We start from the raw sequence: 20,360 nt of genomic DNA on the forward strand, positions 1-20,360 counted from the left end.
CCGCCTGCCGTGCCTTTGTGTGCATTTATCTGAGCGCACGTCCCGCGCGACCCGTCACTCCCAGGTTATCGAACCCCCATTCGAAAACGCCGTCTCGCCGGGTAACACCCCTCGTTCGAGTGACCTCCCTCAAGGATTGACCACCGCAGCCGAGGGGAGATCTTCAACGGGAGGCGGACCGCTCGGGGAAAACGGTCCGAGGGGAACGACCCTGGGAGCTCGGGGCTCCGGGTCGGAACAGGGGAGGACAGGCCCCGGCGCCGCAAGGCGCCGGGGCCCTCCACACGTCTGCGGCACATCCTCCGCCCCCTCAGGTCATATGCCTCACGCGACAGCCTCGCACGCGCGGCGCCCGAGCGCTGCGATTCGACGGACTGAATCTTGGATTCGGCGCGTTCCGGGGGTCGCCTCAACTACCCCTGGAACACCAGGAGTTGCCATCGAGGTGACGGTGGGCTCAGCGCTTGGCGACGAACACGTGCGAGGCGACGTCCGCCTCCAGCTCGGCCGCCTCACCACCGCTGCCGACCAGCACCCCGCCCGCCGACTCGGTCACGCTGACCACCGAACCGGGCTGCACACCCGCGCGCCGGAGCGTGTACATCAGCTGCGCGTCCGTCTGGATCGGCTCCCCGATCCGGCGCACCACGACGGTCTTGCCCTCCAGCCCCGGAGCCAGCTCGGCCAGCGAGACCATGCCCTCGTCGAGGAACGGGTCGGCGCCGTCCTTCTCGCCGAGCTCCTCCAGGCCGGGGATCGGGTTGCCGTAGGGCGACTCGGTGGGGTGACGGAGGAGCTCCAGGACGCGGCGCTCGACGGCCTCGCTCATCACGTGCTCCCAGCGACAGGCCTCGGCGTGCACCTGCTCCCACTCCAGGCCGATCACGTCGACGAGCAGACACTCGGCGAGCCGGTGCTTGCGCATCACACGGGTGGCCAGGCGGCGGCCCTCGTCGGTCAGCTCCAGATGGCGGTCCGAGGCGACGGACACCAGGCCGTCACGCTCCATCCGCGCCACCGTCTGGCTGACCGTCGGCCCGCTCTGGTCGAGCCGCTCGGCGATCCGGGCACGCATCGGGACCACACCTTCCTCTTCCAGTTCGAGGATGGTGCGGAGATACATCTCCGTGGTGTCGATCAGTCCGGACATACGTGCCCCTCGATGAGATCTGCCGGAAGCGCGACAGCTTCGCGGCGCGTGCGCTGGCCCTGGCTTCAATTCTGACGCATAGCGCTGACAACCGTGCCGCGCCGTTGAAACCAGGGGGTTTCGCGCTCGGCCACACCGATCCGCGCCGATCCACGCCGATCCGCGCCTTGCGCGCGAACACGCCCCCCGGCCCGCGCCCCACGCCGTATTGACACCGCACTGGTCCAGACCGCACGGTGATCCGCGACACAGATCACGACCGGCACACGACCGGCACCCGAACACCAACGGACTTCGCACGGCAAAGGGGCCCGCGCATGAGCGACCGCAAGCTGTCCGGCCAGTTCTTCGACGCCGCGATCGGGCTGCTCCAGCGGGTCCGCGACGAGGAGGCCGAGAACATCGACTCGGCCGGCGCGCTGCTCGCCGACGCCGTCGCCGGGGGCGGGCGGCTGTTCGCCTTCGGCGCCGGGCACTCCTCGCTGGCCGCGCAGGACGTCGTATACCGCGCGGGCGGCCTCGCCCTGATGAACCTCCTGGCCGTGCCGGGAGTCGTCGGCGTGGACGTGATGCCCGCCACGCTCGGTTCCGCCCTGGAGCGGGTCGACGGGCTCGCGGCGGCCGTACTGGACAGCTCACCGCTCCGCGCGGGAGACGTCCTGGTGATCATCTCCCTGTCCGGACGCAACGCCCTGCCCGTGGAGATGGCCCTCAACGCCCGCGCGCTGGGCGTGAAGGTCATCGGGGTGACATCGGTGGCGTACGCCTCCGAGACGAAATCGCGGCATGTCTCCGGGACGTTCCTGAAGGACCACTGCGATCTGGTGCTCGACTCCAAGATCCCCGTCGGGGACGCCGAGCTGACCCTGGACACCGTTCCGGCGCCGTTCGCCCCCGCGTCCACGGTCGTCACCGCCGCCCTGATGCAGGCCGTCATGGCCACGGCCGCCGGCGCCCTGGCCGACCGCGGCATCGAGCCACCGCTGCTGCGCTCCGGCAATGTGGACGGCGGCCACGAGTGGAACGGGCGCGTGATGGAGCAGTACGGCGACCGGATCTTCTACCAGCGCTGAACCCTCACAGAGCGCTCGCCAGGTCCAGGGCGGTAGCGATGCGCGCCGCCACATCCTCCGCGTACGTCGCATCGGAGCGCTCGAAGGGACTACGGCCGCCCCCGCGCAGGAACGTGACGACGCCCAGGGTCCGGCCCCGGCTGCGCAGGACCGCGCACAGGGCGTGCACCGAGTCGGACGGCCACCGGCGGGCCTCGGCCCACAGACGGGCCTGCTCCGGCGGAACGGTGCCGACACTGGCCCGGACCGACCCCGCGCGGGCCACGCACTGGAGCGCCGGATGGCCCTCCGGGTAACGCACGGGCAGGCCCGCGGCGCCGGTCGGCAGGCTGGGTCCCGGCGGCCCCGAAGGCGTCGCCGCCGCCCTCACCAGGCGGACCTGCCCGGCCGCGTCCGCGTCGCCGAGCGAGCCGCCCGCGACCCGGTCGATCAAGGCGTGGTCGGCGAACCCGGCGAGCGCGAAGTCCAGGTGGACGGTGGCCGCCTCCGCCGGGTCCTCGCACTCCGCCGCGGCCCGCGCGGCCCGGTGCAGCTGGTTGGTGCGGAACCGCAGCAGCGCCGCCTCCTGCTCGCCCTGCTTCGCCTCGGTCACGTCCTGGAAGAGCCAGCCCACACCCAGCGGCACCGGCTCCTCGGCCAGCGGCGAGGCCAGCCGGACGAACCCACAGCGCCAGCAGCGCCGCTGTTCGCCCTCCGGGGTGCGCACACTGACCCAGATCTCGGCGGGCGCGGGCGGCGCGCCCTCGGCGAGGACATGGGTGAGCGCGCTCTCCAGCTCCTCGACGCCCTGCGCGAGCAGTTCGCCCAGCGGACGGCCCAGGGCGGACGTACGGCCGATACCCAGGGCGCGGGCGGCGTGGGCGTTGACGACGGCGGGACGCAGGTCGGCGTCGACGAGGACGACACCCCAGGAGGCGTCCTCGAAGAGGGCCTCACTGAGCGCGATGGAGCGCTCCAGGTCGATCTGGGCGTGCACCTCGCTGAACGCGCAGTACACGCCGGCGGGCTTGCCGTCGGGCCCGCGTACGGCCGCGGACTGGGTCCGCACGAGCACCCGACCGCCGTCCTTGGTGAGCAGCGCGAACTCGTGCACCTGCCGCCCCGGAGCGTCCATGGCGGACATCAGCCGCCCCTCGACCTCCTCGGCGTCGGCACTGCGCACGGCCCAGTCGGCGAACCCCTGCCGCCCCACGGCCTCGGCGGCGGTCCAGCCGAGGATGCGCTCGGCCTCACGGTTCCAGTGGGTGACGACGCCGCCCGCGTCGAAGGCGCACAAGGCCGCGTCCATGCCGTCCAGCAACGCGGCGAGCAGGTCGGAGCCGCCCGAGCCCTCGGGGCCGGGACCCTCTGGCTCGTCCGGCCCCAGCTCGTCGGTGGTCCCACTACGCCGGGAAGCACTCACCTGGACCCCCTGCCAAGCCGCGTCCGCACGCATACGGTGCGGCGGTTCGCCCACTAACAATCATTCAACTCGAACGTGACGCAGCGCACATCGGCTTCCCGCAAGATTGAGGGAATCGTTGCTTGCCGGAGACGTCGTACCACTCAATCCTCAAGCCCGAATGTGAGCCACACTTCAGTCTCGTCCTCGGGCGCGACATACCGCTCCACCTCGACGAACCCCCGCGCCTCGGCGAACCGCACCCCGTCACCGTTGGCCGCCAGCACGACGGTCCGGATCCCCCGCGCCCCGAGCCCCCGCGCATGGGCGAGACAGTGCTCGTACAGAGCGTGCCCGAACCCCCGCCCCCGGAACTCGGGCAGCACCCGCGCGATGACGATCGCGACCGCACCCTCCCCATCCGGCGGCCGCACGGTCGAGCACCCGACCAGCACGTCCCCGAGATACGCGTTCTCCAGCCGATGCCGCCCACTGCGCTCCCGCACCTCATCGGCGCTCAGCTCGTCCGGCGGCACGATGACGTTGTGGACGTACCGCCACTGCTCCAGCATGCGCTCGCCGGCAACCACCTCGACCCGAAGATCATCCATCCCCGCCACCTTCCCATGCCGCGTACACCTCAACCTCAGGAAAAAGCGGTTGATCCGGTCGCCGGCGGTTCCTAGTGTGTGGTGCACACAAGAAGGGAGGTGGTTCGGCAGATGTATGGAAACCGGACGCGTGAGGTGGCTGCGGGCTAGCGGCCCGACACCCCGCAAGTGCGGTGCCGGACCAGTGCGTGAAAGATGCGCGCAGCCGGCCCAATCCCAAGCAGTCACCCGACCCGCGAGCTCGCCGGTACGTCCGGCCGGCCCTTCCGCCCTGGCGGAGGACCCGAGCTCGCGGGTCGTCTGCGTTCCCGGCCGCATTCCCGGGGCGGAGGATCTTCGGGTGTGATGTGTGCCATCGGGGAAATCTTCGGTGCGCAGTACGCTGGGGGCATGATTTCGCTCGTTCGACGCCGCCACGTGGACTTCGTCCGCGTCACGAGCATGGGCTGTCGGCGCTCTGTCTGATCCAGAGCCCCTTTCCCTCCCTCTCTTCTTCGCGGGACACAGTCATGTCGTCGTACCAGCAGCTTCCGATCATTGATCTCACCGCCCCTGATCTGCATGCGCGGCTGCACAGTGCCGCCCATGACGTGGGGTTCTTCCAGCTCGTCGGGCATGGTGTCGGTGCCGAGGAGACCGAGCGGCTTCTGTCCGCCATGCGGAGGTTCTTCGCCCTGCCCGAGGCCGAGCGGCTCGCGCTCGACAACATCAACTCGCCCCACTTCCGCGGCTACACCCGCACCGGGGACGAGCGGACGGGTGGGGCGCGGGACTGGCGGGATCAGCTCGATATCGGGGCCGAGCGGGCCGCCCGGGTTCCGGGGCCCGCAGACGCGCCGTACTGGTGGCTTCAGGGGCCGAATCAGTGGCCCGCCGCGCTTCCCGAGCTGCGTGCCGCCGCGCTCGCCTGGGTCGAGCGGCTCAGTGCCGTCGCTCAGCGGCTGCTGCGTGAGCTGCTCGTCGCCATCGGGGCGCCCGCCGACTTCTACGACCCCATCTTCGGCGAGCACGCCCACCCGCATCTCAAGCTCGTCCGGTATCCGGGGAGCGCCTCGGACGGTGGCGATCAGGGTGTGGGCGCCCACAAGGACTACGGCTTTCTGACGCTGCTGCTTCAGGACCAGGTCGGTGGGCTTCAGGTGCAGCGGGCCGATGGGTTCTTTCACGACGTACCGCCGCTGCCCGGCGCCTTCGTCGTCAATCTTGGTGAGCTGCTGGAGGTGGCCACCCATGGCTATCTCATCGCCACCAATCACCGGGTCGTCTCCCCGCCGGGGGCCACCGAGCGGTTCTCGGTGCCGTTCTTCTACAACCCGCGGCTGGACGCGCGCGTGGAGCCGGTTCCCTTCCCGTACGCCTCCAGTGCGCCGGGCATCACCGCCGACCCCGGCAACCCGCTCTTCGCGGAGTACGGCTACAACGAGCTGAAGGGCAAGCTGCGGGCGCATCCGTTGGTGGCTGAGCGTCATCACTCGGGGCTGCTGACGCCCGCGTGAGTGTGCGGAAGGGCGCCCGGGGCGGGGCGCCCTTCCGGCTCTCTCAGTGCGCGATGTCCCCGTAGCCCTCGATCTCCCGGGGGTCCCGGGAGCCCGGACCGATGTAGCGGGCGGACGGCCGTACCAGGCGTCCGGTCCGCTTCTGTTCCAGGATGTGCGCCGACCAGCCCGCGGTGCGCGCGCAGGTGAACATCGATGTGAACATGTGCGCCGGCACCTGGGCGAAGTCGAGCACGATCGCCGCCCAGAACTCGACGTTGGTGGCCAGCACCCGGTCGGGGCGGCGGGCGTGGAGTTCGGCGAGCGCGGCCTTCTCCAGTGCCTCGGCCACCTCGAACCGCGGCGCGCCCAGCTCGCGCGCCGTGCGCCGCAGCACTCGCGCGCGCGGGTCCTCGGCGCGGTAGACCCGGTGTCCGAAGCCCATGAGCCGCTCGCCCTTGTCGAGGGCCTGCTTGACGTACGCCTCGGCGTCGCCGGTGCGCTCGATCTCCTCGATCATGTAGAGCACGCGGGAGGGGGCTCCGCCGTGCAGCGGTCCGGACATGGCTCCTACGGCGCCGGAGAGCGCCGCCGCCACGTCGGCGCCGGTGGAGGCGATGACCCGCGCGGTGAACGTGGACGCGTTCATGCCGTGCTCGGCGGCGGAGGTCCAGTAGGCGTCGACGGCGGCGACGTGCTTGGGGTCCGGCTCGCCCCGCCAGCGGATCATGAAGCGCTCGACGACGGACTGCGCCTTGTCGATCTCGCGCTGCGGAACCATGGGGAGGCCCTGTCCGCGCGCGGACTGGGCGACGTAGGACAGGGCCATCACGGCGGCGCGCGCGAGGTCGTCGCGGGCCTGTTCGGCATCGATGTCGAGCAGGGGTTTCAGGCCCCATACGGGCGCCAGCATGGCCAGCGCGGACTGCACGTCGACGCGGATGTCGCCGGAGTGCACCGGGATCGGGAACGGCTCGGCGGGCGGCAGTCCGGGGTTGAAGGCCCCGTCGACGAGCAGGCCCCAGACGTTGCCGAACGAGACGTGGCCGACGAGGTCCTCGATGTCGACGCCCCGGTACCTGAGTGCGCCGCCCTCCTTGTCGGGTTCGGCGATCTCCGTCTCGAACGCGACGACTCCTTCGAGTCCGGGTACGAAGTCGGACATCAGGCGGCTCCCTCGTGATTCGTGCGACAGATGGTGTTGTCGGGGGATGGTGCGGACCGTGTCGGGTCTGGTGCGGCAGGGGCGGCTCGCGCCCGGTGGATCCGCGGTCGTGGCTCGAAGGACTCGCGGTCCTGGGCGGTACCCCAGTGATTCCCGGCTGGCGGTCACCCAACCGAGGCGGCACCAGAACGATATCCCCGAGTGCCACCTTTGGGGAGTAGTTGCGGCACTGAGTGCCACGCAGTGATGAAGGACACCGTGCCGGACGGACCGTGCCGAACGGGCCGTGCGGATACGGCAAGATGACCGCGTGACCGACCGAGACGCCGTACCGCCGGATCCCGCCGCGATGCGCAAGCAGTACCGGGCCGCGGGCCTCGCCGAGAACGAGTTGCCCGCCACTCCGGTGGAGCAGTTCGCGCGCTGGTTCAAGCAGGCCGCGAGCGAGGCTCATCTGTTCGAGCCGAACGCCATGGTCGTCTCCACCGCGGACGCCGAGGGCCACCCCAGCTCGCGCACGGTGCTGCTGAAGCAGTTCGACGAGCAGGGCTTCGTCTTCTACACCAATTACGGCTCCCGCAAGGGGCGTGACCTGGCCGAGAACCCGTACGTCTCGCTGCTGTTCCCCTGGCACCAGATGGCCCGCCAGGTCATCGTGCAGGGCATCGCGCGGCGTACCGGGCGGGACGAGACGGCCGCCTACTTCCGGACCCGCCCGCACGGCTCCCAGCTCGGCGCCTGGGCCAGCGAGCAGTCCGCGGTGATCCCCACCCGGGCCGATCTGGACGCCTCGTACGCCGAGCTGACCGCCCGCTACCCGGAGGGCGAGCAGGTGCCGGTGCCGCCGGACTGGGGCGGTTTCCGGGTGGCCCCGCAGTCGGTGGAGTTCTGGCAGGGCCGTGAGAACCGGCTGCACGACCGGTTGCGGTACGTCACCCAGGCGGACGGAAGCTGGCGGGTGGAGCGGCTCAGTCCTTGAGCGGGCCGCTCAGTCCTTGAGCGTGCGGTCCAGCAGGGCGGCCCACTGGGCCACGACCCGCTCGCGCCGCGCCTTGTCGTCCGTCAGCAGGTTGGCGAGGCCCAGTCCGCGGGCCATGTCCAGCAGGCCCTGCACGGTCTCGCGTACGCCGGGCTCGGACTCGTCCGCGCCGAGCAGGTCCACGGCGATACGGTGCGTCTCGCGGCCGACGCGGGCCTCCAGCTCGGTCACCCTCGGGCGCAGCTGCTCCTCGTTGGAGGCGGCGACCCACAGATGCAGCGCGGCCCGGAAGAGCGGGCCGGTGTAGAGGTCGACCAGGGCCGCCACCACGGCCCGCCGGTCCTCGGCGGGGCCTTCCGGGAACAGGGCGCGCAGGGCGGTGGAGCGTTCCTCGGCGACGTACTCGACGGCCGCCGTGAAGAGGTCTTCGCGGGTCGGGAAGTGGTGTTGCGCGGCGCCCCGGGAGACGCCCGCGCGTTCGGCGACGACGGACACCGTGGAGCCCGCCCAGCCGTGTTCGGCGAGGCAGGACACCGCGGCTTCCAGGAGCCGCTGCCGGGTGGCCCGGCTGCGGTCCTGCTTGGGAACGCGGTCGCGTTCCGCCGTACTCACACCACCCATGAGGGATCCCGTCGCTCCAGGAAGGCCGTCATCCCCTCGCGGGCATGCGGGGAGGCGAACAGCCGGGCCGAGAGCGCGGTGAGCCGGCCCGCGTCCCGGTCGAATGATTCCAGCACCCTAGCCGTGAGCAGCCGCTTCGTCTCGGCCAGGGCCTCGGGGGCGGAGCGCCTGAGGCCGTCGAGGACGGGTTCCAGTACGGCGTCGACGTCGTCCCCGGCGGCGGTGAGCAGGCCGATGCGGGCAGCCTCGGGGGCGTCGAAGCGCTCGCCGGTGAGGTAGTAGCGGGCCAGGGCGCGGGGGTCGGTGCGCGGGAGCAGGGGGAGCGAGATGACGGCGGGCGCCACCCCGATGCGTACCTCCGTGAACGCGAAGCTCGCCGTGTGCGCGGCGGCCGCGATGTCGCAGGCGGCCAGCAGGCCGAGGCCGCCCGCGCGTACGTGGCCGGTGACCCGCGCGAGGACCGGCCGGGGCAGCTCCACGATCTGCCGGAGCAGGCCGACCAGGGCGTCCGGGTGCGGCGGGTCGCGCAGGTCGGCGCCGGCGCTGAAGGTGTTGCCGGTGTGGGTGAGGACGACCGCACGGACGTCCGTGTCCTTGGCGCAGTCGGTCAGCGCGTCGGCGAGTTCGCCGACCAGCGCCGCCGACAGGGCGTTGCGGTTGTCCGGCGAGTCGAGGATGAGCATCTCGACGCCCCGCGCGTGGGTACGGCCGATCAGCGTCATGTGCGCTCCCTGAGCTCGCGCCGGAGGATCTTCCCGGAGGCCGCCCGGGGCACGCCCTCGATGAAGGTGACCTGGCGGACCCGCTTGTAGGGGGCGACGCGTTCGGCGACGTACATCATGACGTCGCTCTCGGTCAGGTCGTCGGCGAGCGGCTGGCGGACGACATACGCGCGGGGCACCTCGTTGGCGTTGTCGTCGTACACCCCGATGACGGCGGCGTCGGCGATGCCCGGGTGGGTCAGCAGCAGCGCCTCCAGTTCGGCGGGGGCCACCTGGAAGCCCTTGTACTTGATGAGCTCCTTGACCCGGTCAACGACGAACAGCCAGCCGCCTGAGTCGACATGGCCGACGTCCCCGGTGTGCAGCCAGCCGTCCGCGTCGATGAGCGCGGCGGTGGCGTCGGGGCGCCCCAGGTAGCCCTTCATGACCTGCGGGCCGCGGATGTGGATCTCGCCGGACTCGCCGACGCCGAGGTCCTTGTCCGGGTCGTCGAGGGAGACGATCCGCATCTCGGTGCCCGCGATGAGCCGGCCGACCGTGCCCGGGGGCGCCTCGCCGATGGCGTCCAGGGGGACGACATGGCTGCCCGGGGAGAGTTCCGTCATGCCGTACGCCTGGCCTATCGGGGGCAGGTTCAGGCGCCGGGAGCAGGCCGCGGCGAGCTGGGCGTCCAGCGGGGCGGCGGAGCAGATGAGGTACTTCAGGGACGACAGGTCGTAGTTCTCCACCGCCGGGTGCTTGGCGAGGGCGAGGACGATCGGCGGGGCCACGTACAGCGCGGTGATGCGGTGGTTCTGGATGGCCGCGAGGAAGGTCTCCAGGTCGAAGCGGGGCAGCACGACGACGGTGGCGCCCTTGCGCAGGGGCGCGTTCATCAGAGCGGTCAGGCCGTAGATGTGGAAGAACGGCAGGACGGCGAGGACGCGTTCGCCGGGGCCCGCGGTGACGGCCGCGTCGAGCTGGACGAGGTTGGTGGCGATCTGCCGGTGGGTGAGCATCACGCCCTTGGGCACGCCGGTGGTGCCCGAGGAGTACGGCAGCGCGGCGATGTCCTCGCCGGGTTCGATGTCGATCTCCGGCTCGGGGGCGGTGGAGCCGAGCATGTCGATCAGCGAGCGGTGTCCCGGCGCGCTGTCGCAGACGAAGATCTCCTGGACTCCGCCCGCGAGTTCGGCGGCCCGCCGGGCGGCCTCCAGCAGGGGTGAGACGGTGATGATCCAGCGGGCCCGGCTGTCGCCGAGCTGGCGGGCGAACTCCTCGGGCGTGGAGAGCGGGTGCACGGTGGTGACCGAGGCACCCGCGCGCGTGGCGGCGTAGAAGGCGGTCGGGAAGGCCACGGTGTTGGGGCTGTGCAGGGCGATCACATCGCCCTTGCGGACCCCGGCCTCGGCGAGCGCGGCGGCGATCCTGCGGTGGAACCGGTCCACCTGGGCGTAGGTCAGGGTGGTGCCGTCGGTGCCGTCGATCAGGGCGGGCAGCTCGCCGAACTCCTCGGCGCGGCCCAGGACGAACTCGTGGATGGGCTGGTCCACGGGGGACACGTCTGCGTACTCGCTGCGGAACATGGGGCCTCCTCGCACAACGCTGTGCCGGTCAGTACGACTTGGGCAGACCCAAGGTCTGGTGGGAGACGTAGTTGAGAATCATCTCCCGGCTCACCGGTGCAATACGAGCCACGCGTGCGGCAGTTATCAATCGGGCGAGCCCGAATTCCCGCGTGAGGCCGTTGCCGCCGAGGGTGTGCACGGCCTGGTCGACGGCCTTCACACAGGCTTCCCCAGCCGCGTACTTGGCCATGTTGGCCGCCTCACCGGCCCCGACGTCGTCGCCCGCGTCGTAGAGCAGGGCCGCCTTCTGCATCATCAGGCGGGCCAGTTCCAGGTCGATGTGCGCCTGGGCGAGGGGGTGGGCGATGGCCTGGTGGGCGCCGATGGGGGCCTTCCAGACGGTGCGTTCGCGGGCGTACGTAATCGCTTGCGCGAGGGCGTAGCGGCCCATGCCGATCGCGAAGGCGGCCGTCATGATCCGCTCGGGGTTGAGTCCGGCGAAGAGCTGGAGGAGGCCCGCGTCCTCGTCGCCGACGAGCGCCTCGGCGGGCAGTCGTACGTCGTCCAGGGTCAGCTCGAACTGCTTCTCCGCGGCGTTGAGTTCCATGTCGATCTGGCGGCGCGAGAAGCCTTCGGCGTCGCGCGGGACCATGAACAGGCAGGGCTTGAGGTTGCCGGTGCGGGCGTCCTCGGTGCGTCCGACGATGAGGGTCGCGTCCGCGATGTCGACGCCGGAGATGAAGACCTTGCGGCCGGTGAGCAGCCAGTCCCCGGTGTCCGGGTCGCGGCGGGCGGTGGTGGTGATGCGGTGGCTGTTGGAACCGGCGTCGGGTTCGGTGATGCCGAAGGCCATGGTGCGGGTGCCGTCGGCGAGGGCGGGGAGCCATTCCCGCTTCTGGGCCTCTGTTCCGAAGCGGGCGATCACTGTTCCGCAGATGGCCGGCGAGACGACCATCATGAGGAGGGGGCAGCCTGCCGCGCCCAGCTCTTCGAGGACGATGGAGAGTTCGGCGATGCCGCCGCCTCCGCCTCCGTATGCCTCAGGGAGGTTGACGCCGAGGTAGCCGAGTTTGGCTGCCTCGGACCAGAGTTCTTCGCGGTCGTAGTTACGGCCGTGGCGTTTTCCCAGAGCGGATACGGCTGCTCGGAGCGCTTTGTGTTCCTCGGTCTCGATCGTGCTCATGTGGCTCCTTCGTCGTGGCTGGTCGCGCTCGCGCGGCGGAGCCGCATATCGATGCAGCCCCGCGCCCCTCAGGTTTCTTCCACTACCGCCAGCAATTGGCCGACCGTGACCTGCTGGCCCGTGGCCACGTCCAACGCGCTGAGCGTTCCTGTGACGGGTGCTGTGATCTTGTGTTCCATCTTCATCGCCTCCAGCCAGAGGAGGGGGGCTCCGGCCGCTACGGCGGATCCCGCCGTGAGTCCCTCGGCGATCCTGACCACCGTTCCCGGCATGGGAGCCAGCAGGGAGCCAGGGGCCAGTTGGGCCGTCGGGTCGGGGAAGCGGGGCAGTTGGGTCAGGGTCGTGGTGTTGACGTGGACCTGGTCTCCGTAGCGCGCCGCCTCGAAGCGGCGCTGTACTCCGTCCACTTCGAGTACGACGAGATCCGCGGCCGCGTGCACGACGCGCACGCCGTCCGCCTCCAGGCCGGTCCGGGTGTGGCGGTAGTGGACCTCGTGTTCCTCGTCGCCCCGCGCGTAGCGCCTTGTCTGGGGCTGGGAGGGGACGTTGCGCCAGCCGCCGAAGCGGGAGGTGGAGCGGGCGGCTTCGGCCAGGGCTGCGGCCAGGGGGGCGTGGGGGTCGGGGGCGGGTTCGGTCAGGGTGGTGAGGTGACGGTCGTAGAAGGCCGTGTCCATACTCGCCGTCGTGAACTCCTCGTGGCGCAGGGAGCGGACGAGGAGGTCGCGGTTGGTGGTGGGGCCGTGGATCGTCGCCTTCTCCAGGGCGCCCGCGAGTTGGCGGAGGGCGCCCGCGCGCGTGGGGGCGTGCGCGATCAGCTTGGCGAGCATCGGGTCGTAGTGGATGCCGATCTCGTCGCCGTCGCCGTAGCCGCTGTCCAGGCGGACGCCGTCGGGTACGGCGAGGCGGTGCAGGGTGCCGGTCTGCGGGGCCCAGTCGCGGGCCGGGTCCTCGGCGTAGAGGCGGGCCTCGACCGCGTGGCCGCGCGCGTGGGGCGGCTCGGGGTCGAGGGGGTGGCCCTCGGCGATGCTCAGCTGGAGGGCGACCAGGTCGATGCCGAAGACGGCCTCCGTGACGGGGTGCTCGACCTGGAGGCGGGTGTTCATCTCCAGGAAGTGCGCCGTGTCGTCGGCGACGAGGAACTCGACCGTGCCGGCGCCGACGTAGTGCACGGCGCGCGCGGCGCGTACGGCCAGCGCGCGCAGCTCCTCCGCGAGCCGCTCCGAGAGCCCGGGCGCCGGCGCCTCCTCGATCACCTTCTGGTGGCGGCGCTGGAGGGAGCAGTCGCGCGTGCCCAGCGCCCACACCGTGCCGTGCGCGTCCGCGAGCACCTGTACCTCGACGTGGCGACCGCGCTCCACATAGGGCTCGACGAAGACCTCACCGTCGCCGAAGGCGCTCGCGGCCTCGGCGCGCGCGCTCTCCAGGGCGGCGCTGAGCTCCTCCAGGCAGCGCACGATCCGCATGCCGCGCCCCCCGCCGCCCGCGGCCGCCTTCACGAGCACCGGCAGGTCGCTCTGCGCGACCTCGCCCAGGGGCGCGAGCCCCATCAGCTCCTTGGCGCGCGTCTTGGACGCCATCGCCTCGATCGCCTCCGGCGGCGGACCGATCCAGACCAGGCCCGCGTCCAGGACGGCCCGCGCGAAGTCGGCGTTCTCCGAGAGGAAGCCGTAGCCGGGGTGCACGGCGTCGGCGCCGGCCGCGACGGCGGCCTTCACGATCAGGTCGCCGCGCAGATACGTCTCGGCGGGCGTCGCGCCCGGGAGGCGTACGGCCGCGTCGGCCACGCGCGCGTGGAGGGCGTTCTCGTCGGCGTCCGAGTGCACGGCGACCGTCCGGATTCCCAACTCACCGCAGGTGCGGAAGACACGGCAGGCGATCTCGCCGCGGTTGGCGACGAGTACAGAAGTGATCACTGGTGGTCCCTCACATCCGGAAGACGCCGAAGCCGCCGCGCGCGCCCTCGTAGGGCGCCGTGTGGACGGCGGACAGGCACAGGCCGAGGACGGTGCGGGTGTCGCGCGGGTCGATGACGCCGTCGTCGTACAGCCGCCCGGACAGGAACATCGGCAGCGACTCGGACTCGATCTGCTGCTCCACCATGGCCCGCAGCGCCGCGTCCGCCTCGTCGTCGTACGGCTGCCCCTTGGCGGCGGCCGACTGCCGGGCGACGATCGACAGGACGCCCGCGAGCTGCTGCGGGCCCATGACGGCCGACTTGGCGCTGGGCCAGGCGAACAGGAACCGCGGGTCGTAGGCCCGCCCGCACATGCCGTAGTGCCCCGCGCCGTAGGAGGCGCCCATGAGCACGGAGAGGTGCGGGACGCGGGAGTTGGAGACCGCGTTGATCATCATCGCGCCGTGCTTGATGATCCCGCCCTGCTCGTACTCCTTGCCGACCATGTAGCCGGTGGTGTTGTGCAGGAAGAGCAGCGGGATGTCCCGTTGGTTCGCCAGCTGGATGAACTGGGCCGCCTTCTGGGACTCCTCGCTGAAGAGCACGCCCTGGGCGTTGGCGAGGATGCCGACCGGGTAGCCGTGCAGGCTCGCCCAGCCGGTGACCAGGCTGGCGCCGTACAGCGGCTTGAACTCGTCGAAGTCGGAGCCGTCGACGATCCGGGCGATGACCTCACGCGGGTCGAAGGGCGTGCGCAGATCCCCCGGGACGATGCCGAGCAGGTCCTCGGCGTCGTACTTGGGCGGCTCGGCGAGCGCCGGATCCGGGTACGCCTTGCGGTGGTTGAGCCGGGCGACGACCCGCCGGGCCTGCCGCAGCGCGTCCTGCTCGTCGACGGCGAAGTAGTCCGCGAGCCCCGACACACGCGCGTGCATCTCGGCACCGCCGAGGGACTCGTCGTCGCTCTCCTCACCGGTCGCCATCTTGACCAGCGGCGGCCCGCCGAGGAACACCTTGGCGCGCTCCTTGACCATGATCACGTGGTCGGACATGCCCGGGACGTAGGCGCCACCCGCGGTGGAGTTGCCGAAGACGACGGCGACGGTCGGAATCCCGGCCGCCGACAGCCGCGTGATGTCCCGGAAGATCGCGCCCCCGGGGATGAAGATCTCCTTCTGCGACGGCAGATCGGCGCCACCGGACTCCACCAGGCTGATGCAGGGCAGCCGGTTGGCGAGCGCGATGTCATTGGCGCGCAGGGCCTTCTTCAGCGACCACGGATTGCTGGCACCACCACGCACGGTCGGATCATTGGCGGTGATCAGACACTCCACACCCTCAACAACCCCGATACCGGTGACGAGGGACGCGCCGACGGCGTAGTCACTCCCCCAGGCGGCCAGCGGAGACAGCTCCAGGAACGGCGTGTCCGGGTCGAGGAGCAGCTCGATGCGCTCCCGCGCAAGGAGCTTGCCGCGCTTGCGGTGCCGCGCGATGTACTTCTCCCCGCCCCCCGCGAGCGCCTTGGCGTGCTCGGCGTCGAGGTCGGAGAGCTTGGCGAGCATGGCCTCGCGGTTGGCCCGGTGGTCCGGGCTCTTCACATCCAGCGCGGAGGACAGGACGGTCACAGGAGGGCCTCCGGAATGTCCAGGTGCCGGGCGCGCAGCCACTCGCCGAGCGCCTTGGCCTGGGGATCGAAACGGTGCTGTGCGGCGACTCCGGCGCCGAGGATGCCCTCGACGACGAAGTTGAGCGCGCGGAGTTCGGGGAGGACATGGCGGCGGACGGTCAACCCTTCGCACTCCGGGAGGAGTTGGCGGAACCGGTCGACGGTCAGCTCGTGCGCGAGCCAGCGCCAGGCCGCGTCGGTACGGACCCAGACGCCGACATTGGCGTTGCCGCCCTTGTCGCCGCTGCGGGCTCCGGCGATGCGGCCGAGCGGGGCGCGGGTGAAGGCACGGGTGAAGGGGCCATCGGGGAGCGGCTCGGGCGGGTCGGGCTCTGCCACGTCATCGAGTACGAGCGTGTCCTGGGGCGGCGCCACAGCTACCCGCCGCCCGTCATGGAGTACGGCCACATGTGCGGCGTCGCCATGGGGGACGTACACATCCTCGAAGACCCCATAGGGAGCGCCCTTCCCAGGTGGTGCGAGCACATGGAACCCGGGGTAGCTGGCGAGGGCGAGCTCGATGGCGGCTCCGCTGAGCGCCCGCCCGACCGCCGCCTGGTCCGGGTCCCGGACGACGAGCCGGAGCAGGGCGCTGGCGAGTTCCTCGGTCGGGGCGTCGGGGCGGTCGGTCCGGACGAGTTCCCACCGCACCTCGGCGGGCGGCGACTTGGCGAGCGCGAGCGCGTCGGTCATCTGCGCGCGCACCAGCTCGGCCTTGGTCTCGATGTCGAGCCCGGTGAGCACGAAGGTGACCTCGTTGCGGAACCCACCGAGCCGGTTGACGCCGACCTTGAGGGTGGGGGGCGGGGCCTCGCCGCGTACTCCGGCGATACGGACGCGGTCGGGGCCGTCCGAGGACAGCTGGACCGTATCGAGGCGGGCGGTGACGTCGGGCCCGGCGTACCGGGCGCCGCCGGTCTCGTAGAGGAGCTGGGCGGTGACGGTGCCGATGTCGACGAAGCCGCCCGTGCCGGGGTGCTTGGTGATGACGGCGGTGCCGTCCTCGTGGATCTCGGCGAGCGGGAAGCCGGGCCGCAGGAGTTCGCGGACGGGCCGCTCGCCGAAGAAGGCGTAGTTCCCGCCGGTGGCCTGCGCCCCGCACTCCAGTACATGCCCCGCGACGACGGCGCCCGCGAGCCGGTCGTAGTCCGTCGGGGCCCAGCCGAAGTGGGCGGCGGCGGGGCCGGTGACCAGGGCGGCGTCGGTGACCCGCCCCGTGACGACGACGTCGGCGCCCTCCCGCAGACAGGCGGCGATGCCGAAGCCGCCGAGGTAGGCGTGGGCGGCGAGGCTGCCCGGGTGGGCGGCGGTGAGGTCGTCGCCCTCGACGTGCGCGACGCGGACGGACAGACCGAGGCGAGCAGCCAACTCCCGTACGGCGTCGGCGAGTCCGGCGGGATTGAGCCCGCCCGCGTTGGCGACGATCCGGACCCCCCGCTCGTGGGCGAGCCCGAGGCACTCCTCCAACTGCCGCAGGAAGGTACGCGCGTACCCGGCGCCGGGGTCCTTCAGCCGGTCCCGGCCGAGGATCAGCATGGTCAGTTCGGCGAGGTAGTCACCGGTCAGGACGTCGAGTTCGCCACCGGTGAGCATCTCGCGCATGGCGTCGAAACGGTCGCCGTAGAAGCCGGAGGCGTTGCCGATGCGGAGGGTACGAGGGGTCACTGGCCGTCCCCCTTGGCGGCACTGGCGCCGCGCCCGGCGCCGGGTGGGCCGGCGAAGGCCTGGGCGATGTCCAGCCAGCGCTCGGCGTCCTCACCATCGGCCCGTACGGCGAGGTCGGCGCGATGAGCACGCCGCGTGACGAGCAGGCAGAAGTCGAGGGCGGGGCCGGTGACGCGCTGGGATGCGTCGTCGGGACCGTAGGCCCACGTCGTGCCGTCCGGCCCGACGACTTCGACGCGGAACTCCTCGGCGGGCGGGGTGAGTCCGTTGACCCCGAAGGCGTAGTCGCGGGCGCGCACACCGATGCGGGCCACATGCCGGAGGCGACCGGTGGGTGTGCGGACCACACCCAGGGTGTCCGCGACGTCCTGGCCGTGGGCCCAGGTCTCCATGAGACGGGCGCTGGCCATGGAGGCGGCGGCCATGGGTGGGCCGTACCAGGGGAAGCGGGCGCCTTTGGGGGCGGCGCTCAGGGCGTCGGCGAGTGCCTTACGTCCGGTGCGCCACTCCGCGAGGATCTCGGCGGGCGGCTTCCTGGCACCTTCCTCCGCACCGTCGTCCACAAAGCTCTCTGGCGAGGCGAGCGCCTTCTCGACCTCCTTGGCGAAGGCGTCGGCATCGGTGACGGCAAGCAGGGCGGCGTGATCGGTCCAGGCGAGGTGGGCGATCTGGTGAGCGATGCTCCACCCTGGCGCGGGCGTCGCGAGGGACCACTGGTCCGGGCTCAACTCGGCCACCAGCCGGTCGAGTTCATCGCTTTCCGCACGCAGGTCGTCGAACACGGGCGTCGGGTCGGCCATGGGGAGGAGCATGGCAGCGGGCCAGGAATCAATCAAGCACGCTTGCATGATTTCTTTTTCCACAACTCCGGTTTCTGTACGCAGCCTTATGGCTACGCTCGGTGATTGGAGGTGGTCGCTGTGTCTAACATCCGGCAGCTTGATCCGAGCGCGTCGCCGCTGGACTACTACGGCTACGAATTGCGCCGGAGGCGCGAGGCGGCGGGGCTGACACTCGCGCAACTCGGGTCGATCCTGTTCTGCACGGGATCACTGATCGGCCAGATCGAAACCACGCTCAAGGTGCCGACGAGGGAGTTCTCGGAGCGGGTGGATGCGGCGCTGGGGACGGACGGGGAGTTCTCGCGGTTGGTGGGGCTGGTTTTGCGGAGCCAGTTGCCCAGTTGGTTTCAGCCGTACGCGGAGATGGAGGCGAAGGCCGGGTACATCAGCACGTACCAGGCACAGTTGGTGTACGGACTGCTCCAGACCGAGGGCTACGCGCGGGCAGTGCTCGGCACGCGGGACGAGGGCGACCTCGATGGCAAGGTTGCCGCCCGGCTCGATCGCCAGCGGATCCTCGACCGCGACCAGCCGCCGGTGACATGGGTGGTGCTGAGCGAGGCGGTACTCCACCAGAAGGTCGGCGGCCTGGAGGTCATGCGCGAGCAGTTGACGCACATCCTGGCCATGCAGAAGCAGCGGTGGCTGGAGATCCAGGTGCTGCCGTTCGAGGCGGGCGCCCACACAGGCCTCATGGGCTCGTTCAACCTTCTGCGCTTCGACAGCGACCCGGACATCGTCTACACCGAGGACTTCGTCCAGGGGCACATGACGGCCAATCCTGAAGCAGTCAAGGAGGGTTCGGTCCGTTACGATCATCTGCAAGCGGCCGCCCTCTCCGTGGACGACTCGGCGGCCCTCATCGCCCGCGTGATGGAGGAACGCTATGGAGACCAACCTGACGGGCGCGACCTGGCGTAAGTCTTCGTACAGCGGCGACACCGGCGGTGATTGCGTCGAAGTCGCCGACGCCACCCCCCACATAGCCATCCGCGACTCCAAGAACCCCACCCACGGAGCCCTCACCCTCTCCCGCGAGAGCTTCGCCCGGTTCATCACCGCGACCGCCGACGGCATCTTCGGCTGACTCGGCAACTCGGCCTGATGACGCCTGTCAGACCTCAGGCCTAAGGTATGCCGATGTTCTTCAAGAGGAAGCCGGAGGCTTCGAACCTCTCCGCCACCGTGTCCGCACTGGAGGAGGCGGTGGCGGCTCGTGACAGCGAGGGCACTGGACAGGCCTTCACCGCCATGATGAACGACGTGCAGTCGGCGTCGGACGGCGAACGTATCGAGGCAGGGCCCCGGCTGGCGGCACTGCTTCCTGCCTTCCCGCCGGTCGGCCCGCGGCCCATGCTGGCGATGGCGGCCGGCTTCTGCGTCGAGCGCGGGGCCGATCCGCTGGCGTGCGCCGAGCCGATCCTCGACAGCGTCAACCAGGACCTGCTCGACGCCCTGGAGTTCGCCCGCCGCTGGACCGCCACCGGCGCGGCCGAGGACGAACTGCCGGAGCCGGACACCAAGATCATTGACGACGCGCTGCCGGCCCGCCTCGGCGGCGACGAGTACGAGGCCACACGGCTCGCGCTGGCCTGGTGCTCGCTCGAACAGTGGCAGCCGCCCGCGCTGGCCGTACTGTGCCGCAGTGCCGAGGTGCGCCGTCGGCACGCATCCGCACTGCTTCCTGCCTGCCGCGACCTTGCGGCCCTGGAGCGGCACGACCTCAAGCGCCTGGCCTACGCGCTGGCGGTTCTGGACGACGAGCCCCTTGTGGTGCTGCACAAGCCCACCGGGACCGGGTTCGAGGTACGCATCGGCGGCATCGGGGACAACTTCCAGTTGCACACGCTGCTCGCCCACGTGCTCGTCGGCGGCGGCCATGTGCCCGGCGCTGCGCCTTCGGCGGAGAGCGTCCGCCTGGCCACGGACCCCGAGCCCGCCCAGGGACGCACCCAGACCATCGCGACCGGGGCCTTCGAGCTCTTCGCCGCGGACGGCGAGCGGATCTGGAACGAGGGCCTGCCCGACGACATACCCGTGGTGGAGGGACGCCGCCTGCTTGTGCTCGACGAGCCGGATTACCAGCGCAGTTGGAACGCCGACCGGTTCTTCCCGCACCTCCCGGGCACGGCGGAGCTGGTCCGGGTCCTGGCCGCAGAGGAGACGCGGAGCTGGTTCGCCCGAACGTCACTCCTGCCGTAGGCGTGGCTCACCCACCCCGCTGAGGGCCGCCCACTTCCCGGAAGTGGGCGGCCCTCAGTGCGTTCACGCCCATCTCATTGCAATGACCCGTCGACCTGCGTTGCATTGAACTCCAAACCATTGCAACGATTTTCCTGCATTCACCTGCAAAGTTGTCATCCACGCGCAACAACCTCGTTGC

18 protein-coding genes are annotated in these 20,360 nt (G+C 71.0%); 6 read left to right on the forward strand and 12 right to left on the reverse strand.

Annotated features, from left to right (window positions below):
- Positions 1–457 precede the first annotated feature (457 nt).
- Entirely contained in the window at positions 458–1,150 is a 693-nt protein-coding gene (locus STRCI_RS18430) for an iron-dependent transcriptional repressor DtxR (RefSeq protein ID WP_269660056.1), read from the reverse strand.
- A 317-nt stretch (positions 1,151–1,467) separates the two neighbouring features.
- Between STRCI_RS18430 and STRCI_RS18435 the strand changes: the two genes are divergently transcribed.
- A complete protein-coding gene (locus STRCI_RS18435; RefSeq protein WP_269660057.1) occupies positions 1,468–2,223 on the forward strand; it encodes an SIS domain-containing protein in 756 nt (251 codons plus the stop codon).
- A 4-nt stretch (positions 2,224–2,227) separates the two neighbouring features.
- Here the strand turns inward: STRCI_RS18435 and STRCI_RS18440 are convergent, their stop codons facing one another.
- Both STRCI_RS18440 and STRCI_RS18445 read right to left on the reverse strand, forming a co-directional pair.
- Positions 2,228–3,625 carry a PAS domain-containing protein gene (locus STRCI_RS18440; RefSeq protein ID WP_269660058.1) on the reverse strand — a complete coding sequence of 466 codons (1,398 nt, stop codon included), beginning with the start codon at positions 3,623–3,625 and terminating at the stop codon, positions 2,228–2,230.
- A gap of 143 nt (positions 3,626–3,768) precedes the next feature.
- The gene (locus tag STRCI_RS18445; RefSeq protein ID WP_269660059.1) at positions 3,769–4,215 is read right to left on the reverse strand and encodes a GNAT family N-acetyltransferase; all 447 of its coding nucleotides are present in this window, start codon (positions 4,213–4,215) and stop codon (positions 3,769–3,771) included.
- Between the two features lie 509 nt (positions 4,216–4,724).
- Here STRCI_RS18445 and STRCI_RS18450 point away from each other — a divergent pair.
- The gene (locus STRCI_RS18450) at positions 4,725–5,711 is read left to right on the forward strand and encodes an isopenicillin N synthase family dioxygenase (protein WP_269660060.1); all 987 of its coding nucleotides are present in this window, start codon (positions 4,725–4,727) and stop codon (positions 5,709–5,711) included.
- 43 nt (positions 5,712–5,754) lie between these two features.
- Here STRCI_RS18450 and STRCI_RS18455 read toward each other — a convergent pair whose 3' ends face one another.
- Positions 5,755–6,855, reverse strand: coding sequence for a citrate synthase 2 (locus STRCI_RS18455; RefSeq protein ID WP_269660061.1), 1,101 nt, complete (start codon positions 6,853–6,855; stop codon positions 5,755–5,757).
- A gap of 310 nt (positions 6,856–7,165) precedes the next feature.
- Here STRCI_RS18455 and pdxH point away from each other — a divergent pair, with 310 nt between their 5' ends.
- Positions 7,166–7,834 (forward strand): pyridoxamine 5'-phosphate oxidase, encoded by a 669-nt coding sequence (pdxH, locus tag STRCI_RS18460; RefSeq protein WP_269660062.1) that lies wholly within the window; start codon positions 7,166–7,168, stop codon positions 7,832–7,834.
- A 9-nt stretch (positions 7,835–7,843) separates the two neighbouring features.
- Here pdxH and STRCI_RS18465 read toward each other — a convergent pair whose 3' ends face one another.
- The 8 genes from STRCI_RS18465 to STRCI_RS18500 form a co-directional block, all read right to left on the reverse strand.
- Complete coding sequence (locus STRCI_RS18465; RefSeq protein WP_269660063.1) at positions 7,844–8,455, reverse strand: TetR/AcrR family transcriptional regulator; 612 nt, start codon at positions 8,453–8,455, stop codon at positions 7,844–7,846.
- The gene (locus STRCI_RS18470; RefSeq protein ID WP_269660064.1) at positions 8,443–9,177 is read right to left on the reverse strand and encodes an enoyl-CoA hydratase family protein; all 735 of its coding nucleotides are present in this window, start codon (positions 9,175–9,177) and stop codon (positions 8,443–8,445) included. Before STRCI_RS18470 ends, STRCI_RS18465 begins: the two co-directional genes overlap by 13 nt.
- Positions 9,174–10,742: a 4-coumarate--CoA ligase family protein gene (locus STRCI_RS18475; protein ID WP_269660065.1), complete on the reverse strand. Its 1,569-nt coding sequence runs from the start codon at positions 10,740–10,742 to the stop codon at positions 9,174–9,176. Before STRCI_RS18475 ends, STRCI_RS18470 begins: the two co-directional genes overlap by 4 nt.
- Before the next feature lie 28 nt (positions 10,743–10,770).
- Positions 10,771–11,907: an acyl-CoA dehydrogenase family protein gene (locus STRCI_RS18480; RefSeq protein WP_269660066.1), complete on the reverse strand. Its 1,137-nt coding sequence runs from the start codon at positions 11,905–11,907 to the stop codon at positions 10,771–10,773.
- Positions 11,908–11,975: 68 nt separating this feature from the next.
- Positions 11,976–13,820, reverse strand: coding sequence for an acetyl/propionyl/methylcrotonyl-CoA carboxylase subunit alpha (locus STRCI_RS18485; protein WP_269660067.1), 1,845 nt, complete (start codon positions 13,818–13,820; stop codon positions 11,976–11,978).
- A 10-nt stretch (positions 13,821–13,830) separates the two neighbouring features.
- Positions 13,831–15,429, reverse strand: a complete 1,599-nt coding sequence (locus STRCI_RS18490) for an acyl-CoA carboxylase subunit beta (RefSeq protein WP_269660068.1) — start codon at positions 15,427–15,429, stop codon at positions 13,831–13,833.
- A complete protein-coding gene (locus tag STRCI_RS18495) occupies positions 15,426–17,072 on the reverse strand; it encodes an acyclic terpene utilization AtuA family protein (protein ID WP_418953466.1) in 1,647 nt (548 codons plus the stop codon). Before STRCI_RS18495 ends, STRCI_RS18490 begins: the two co-directional genes overlap by 4 nt.
- 59 nt (positions 17,073–17,131) lie before the next feature.
- On the reverse strand, positions 17,132–17,935 hold the full coding sequence (locus STRCI_RS18500) for a TIGR03084 family metal-binding protein (RefSeq protein WP_269660070.1): 804 nt from the start codon (positions 17,933–17,935) through the stop codon (positions 17,132–17,134).
- Positions 17,936–18,055: 120 nt separating this feature from the next.
- Here STRCI_RS18500 and STRCI_RS18505 point away from each other — a divergent pair, with 120 nt between their 5' ends.
- The 3 genes from STRCI_RS18505 to STRCI_RS18515 are packed head-to-tail and all read left to right on the forward strand — an operon-like array spanning position 18,056 to position 20,179.
- Entirely contained in the window at positions 18,056–18,898 is an 843-nt protein-coding gene (locus STRCI_RS18505; protein WP_269664581.1) for a helix-turn-helix domain-containing protein, read from the forward strand.
- Entirely contained in the window at positions 18,864–19,064 is a 201-nt protein-coding gene (locus tag STRCI_RS18510; protein WP_269660071.1) for a DUF397 domain-containing protein, read from the forward strand. Before STRCI_RS18505 ends, STRCI_RS18510 begins: the two co-directional genes overlap by 35 nt.
- Positions 19,065–19,117: 53 nt before the next feature.
- Complete coding sequence (locus STRCI_RS18515; RefSeq protein WP_269660072.1) at positions 19,118–20,179, forward strand: hypothetical protein; 1,062 nt, start codon at positions 19,118–19,120, stop codon at positions 20,177–20,179.
- Positions 20,180–20,360: the final 181 nt, after the last annotated feature.

The sequence above is a fragment of the Streptomyces cinnabarinus genome (assembly GCF_027270315.1).
Classification (GTDB): Bacteria; Actinomycetota; Actinomycetes; order Streptomycetales; family Streptomycetaceae; genus Streptomyces; species Streptomyces cinnabarinus.

Excerpts from the sequence above, each read along its gene's own strand:
- STRCI_RS18445 (WP_269660059.1), bottom strand. The coding sequence starts at position 4,215 with ATGGATGATCTTCGGGTCGAGGTGGTTGCCGGCGAGCGCATGCTGGAG.
- STRCI_RS18465 (WP_269660063.1), bottom strand. The coding sequence starts at position 8,455 with ATGGGTGGTGTGAGTACGGCGGAACGCGACCGCGTTCCCAAGCAGGAC.
- STRCI_RS18470 (WP_269660064.1), bottom strand. The coding sequence starts at position 9,177 with ATGACGCTGATCGGCCGTACCCACGCGCGGGGCGTCGAGATGCTCATC.
- STRCI_RS18500 (WP_269660070.1), bottom strand. The coding sequence starts at position 17,935 with ATGGCCGACCCGACGCCCGTGTTCGACGACCTGCGTGCGGAAAGCGAT.
- STRCI_RS18455 (WP_269660061.1), bottom strand. The coding sequence starts at position 6,855 with ATGTCCGACTTCGTACCCGGACTCGAAGGAGTCGTCGCGTTCGAGACG.
- STRCI_RS18475 (WP_269660065.1), bottom strand. The coding sequence starts at position 10,742 with ATGTTCCGCAGCGAGTACGCAGACGTGTCCCCCGTGGACCAGCCCATC.
- STRCI_RS18495 (WP_418953466.1), bottom strand. The coding sequence starts at position 17,072 with ATGCGCGAGATGCTCACCGGTGGCGAACTCGACGTCCTGACCGGTGAC.
- STRCI_RS18450 (WP_269660060.1), top strand. The coding sequence starts at position 4,725 with ATGTCGTCGTACCAGCAGCTTCCGATCATTGATCTCACCGCCCCTGAT.
- STRCI_RS18430 (WP_269660056.1), bottom strand. The coding sequence starts at position 1,150 with ATGTCCGGACTGATCGACACCACGGAGATGTATCTCCGCACCATCCTC.
- STRCI_RS18515 (WP_269660072.1), top strand. The coding sequence starts at position 19,118 with ATGTTCTTCAAGAGGAAGCCGGAGGCTTCGAACCTCTCCGCCACCGTG.
- STRCI_RS18435 (WP_269660057.1), top strand. The coding sequence starts at position 1,468 with ATGAGCGACCGCAAGCTGTCCGGCCAGTTCTTCGACGCCGCGATCGGG.
- STRCI_RS18510 (WP_269660071.1), top strand. The coding sequence starts at position 18,864 with ATGGAGACCAACCTGACGGGCGCGACCTGGCGTAAGTCTTCGTACAGC.
- STRCI_RS18480 (WP_269660066.1), bottom strand. The coding sequence starts at position 11,907 with ATGAGCACGATCGAGACCGAGGAACACAAAGCGCTCCGAGCAGCCGTA.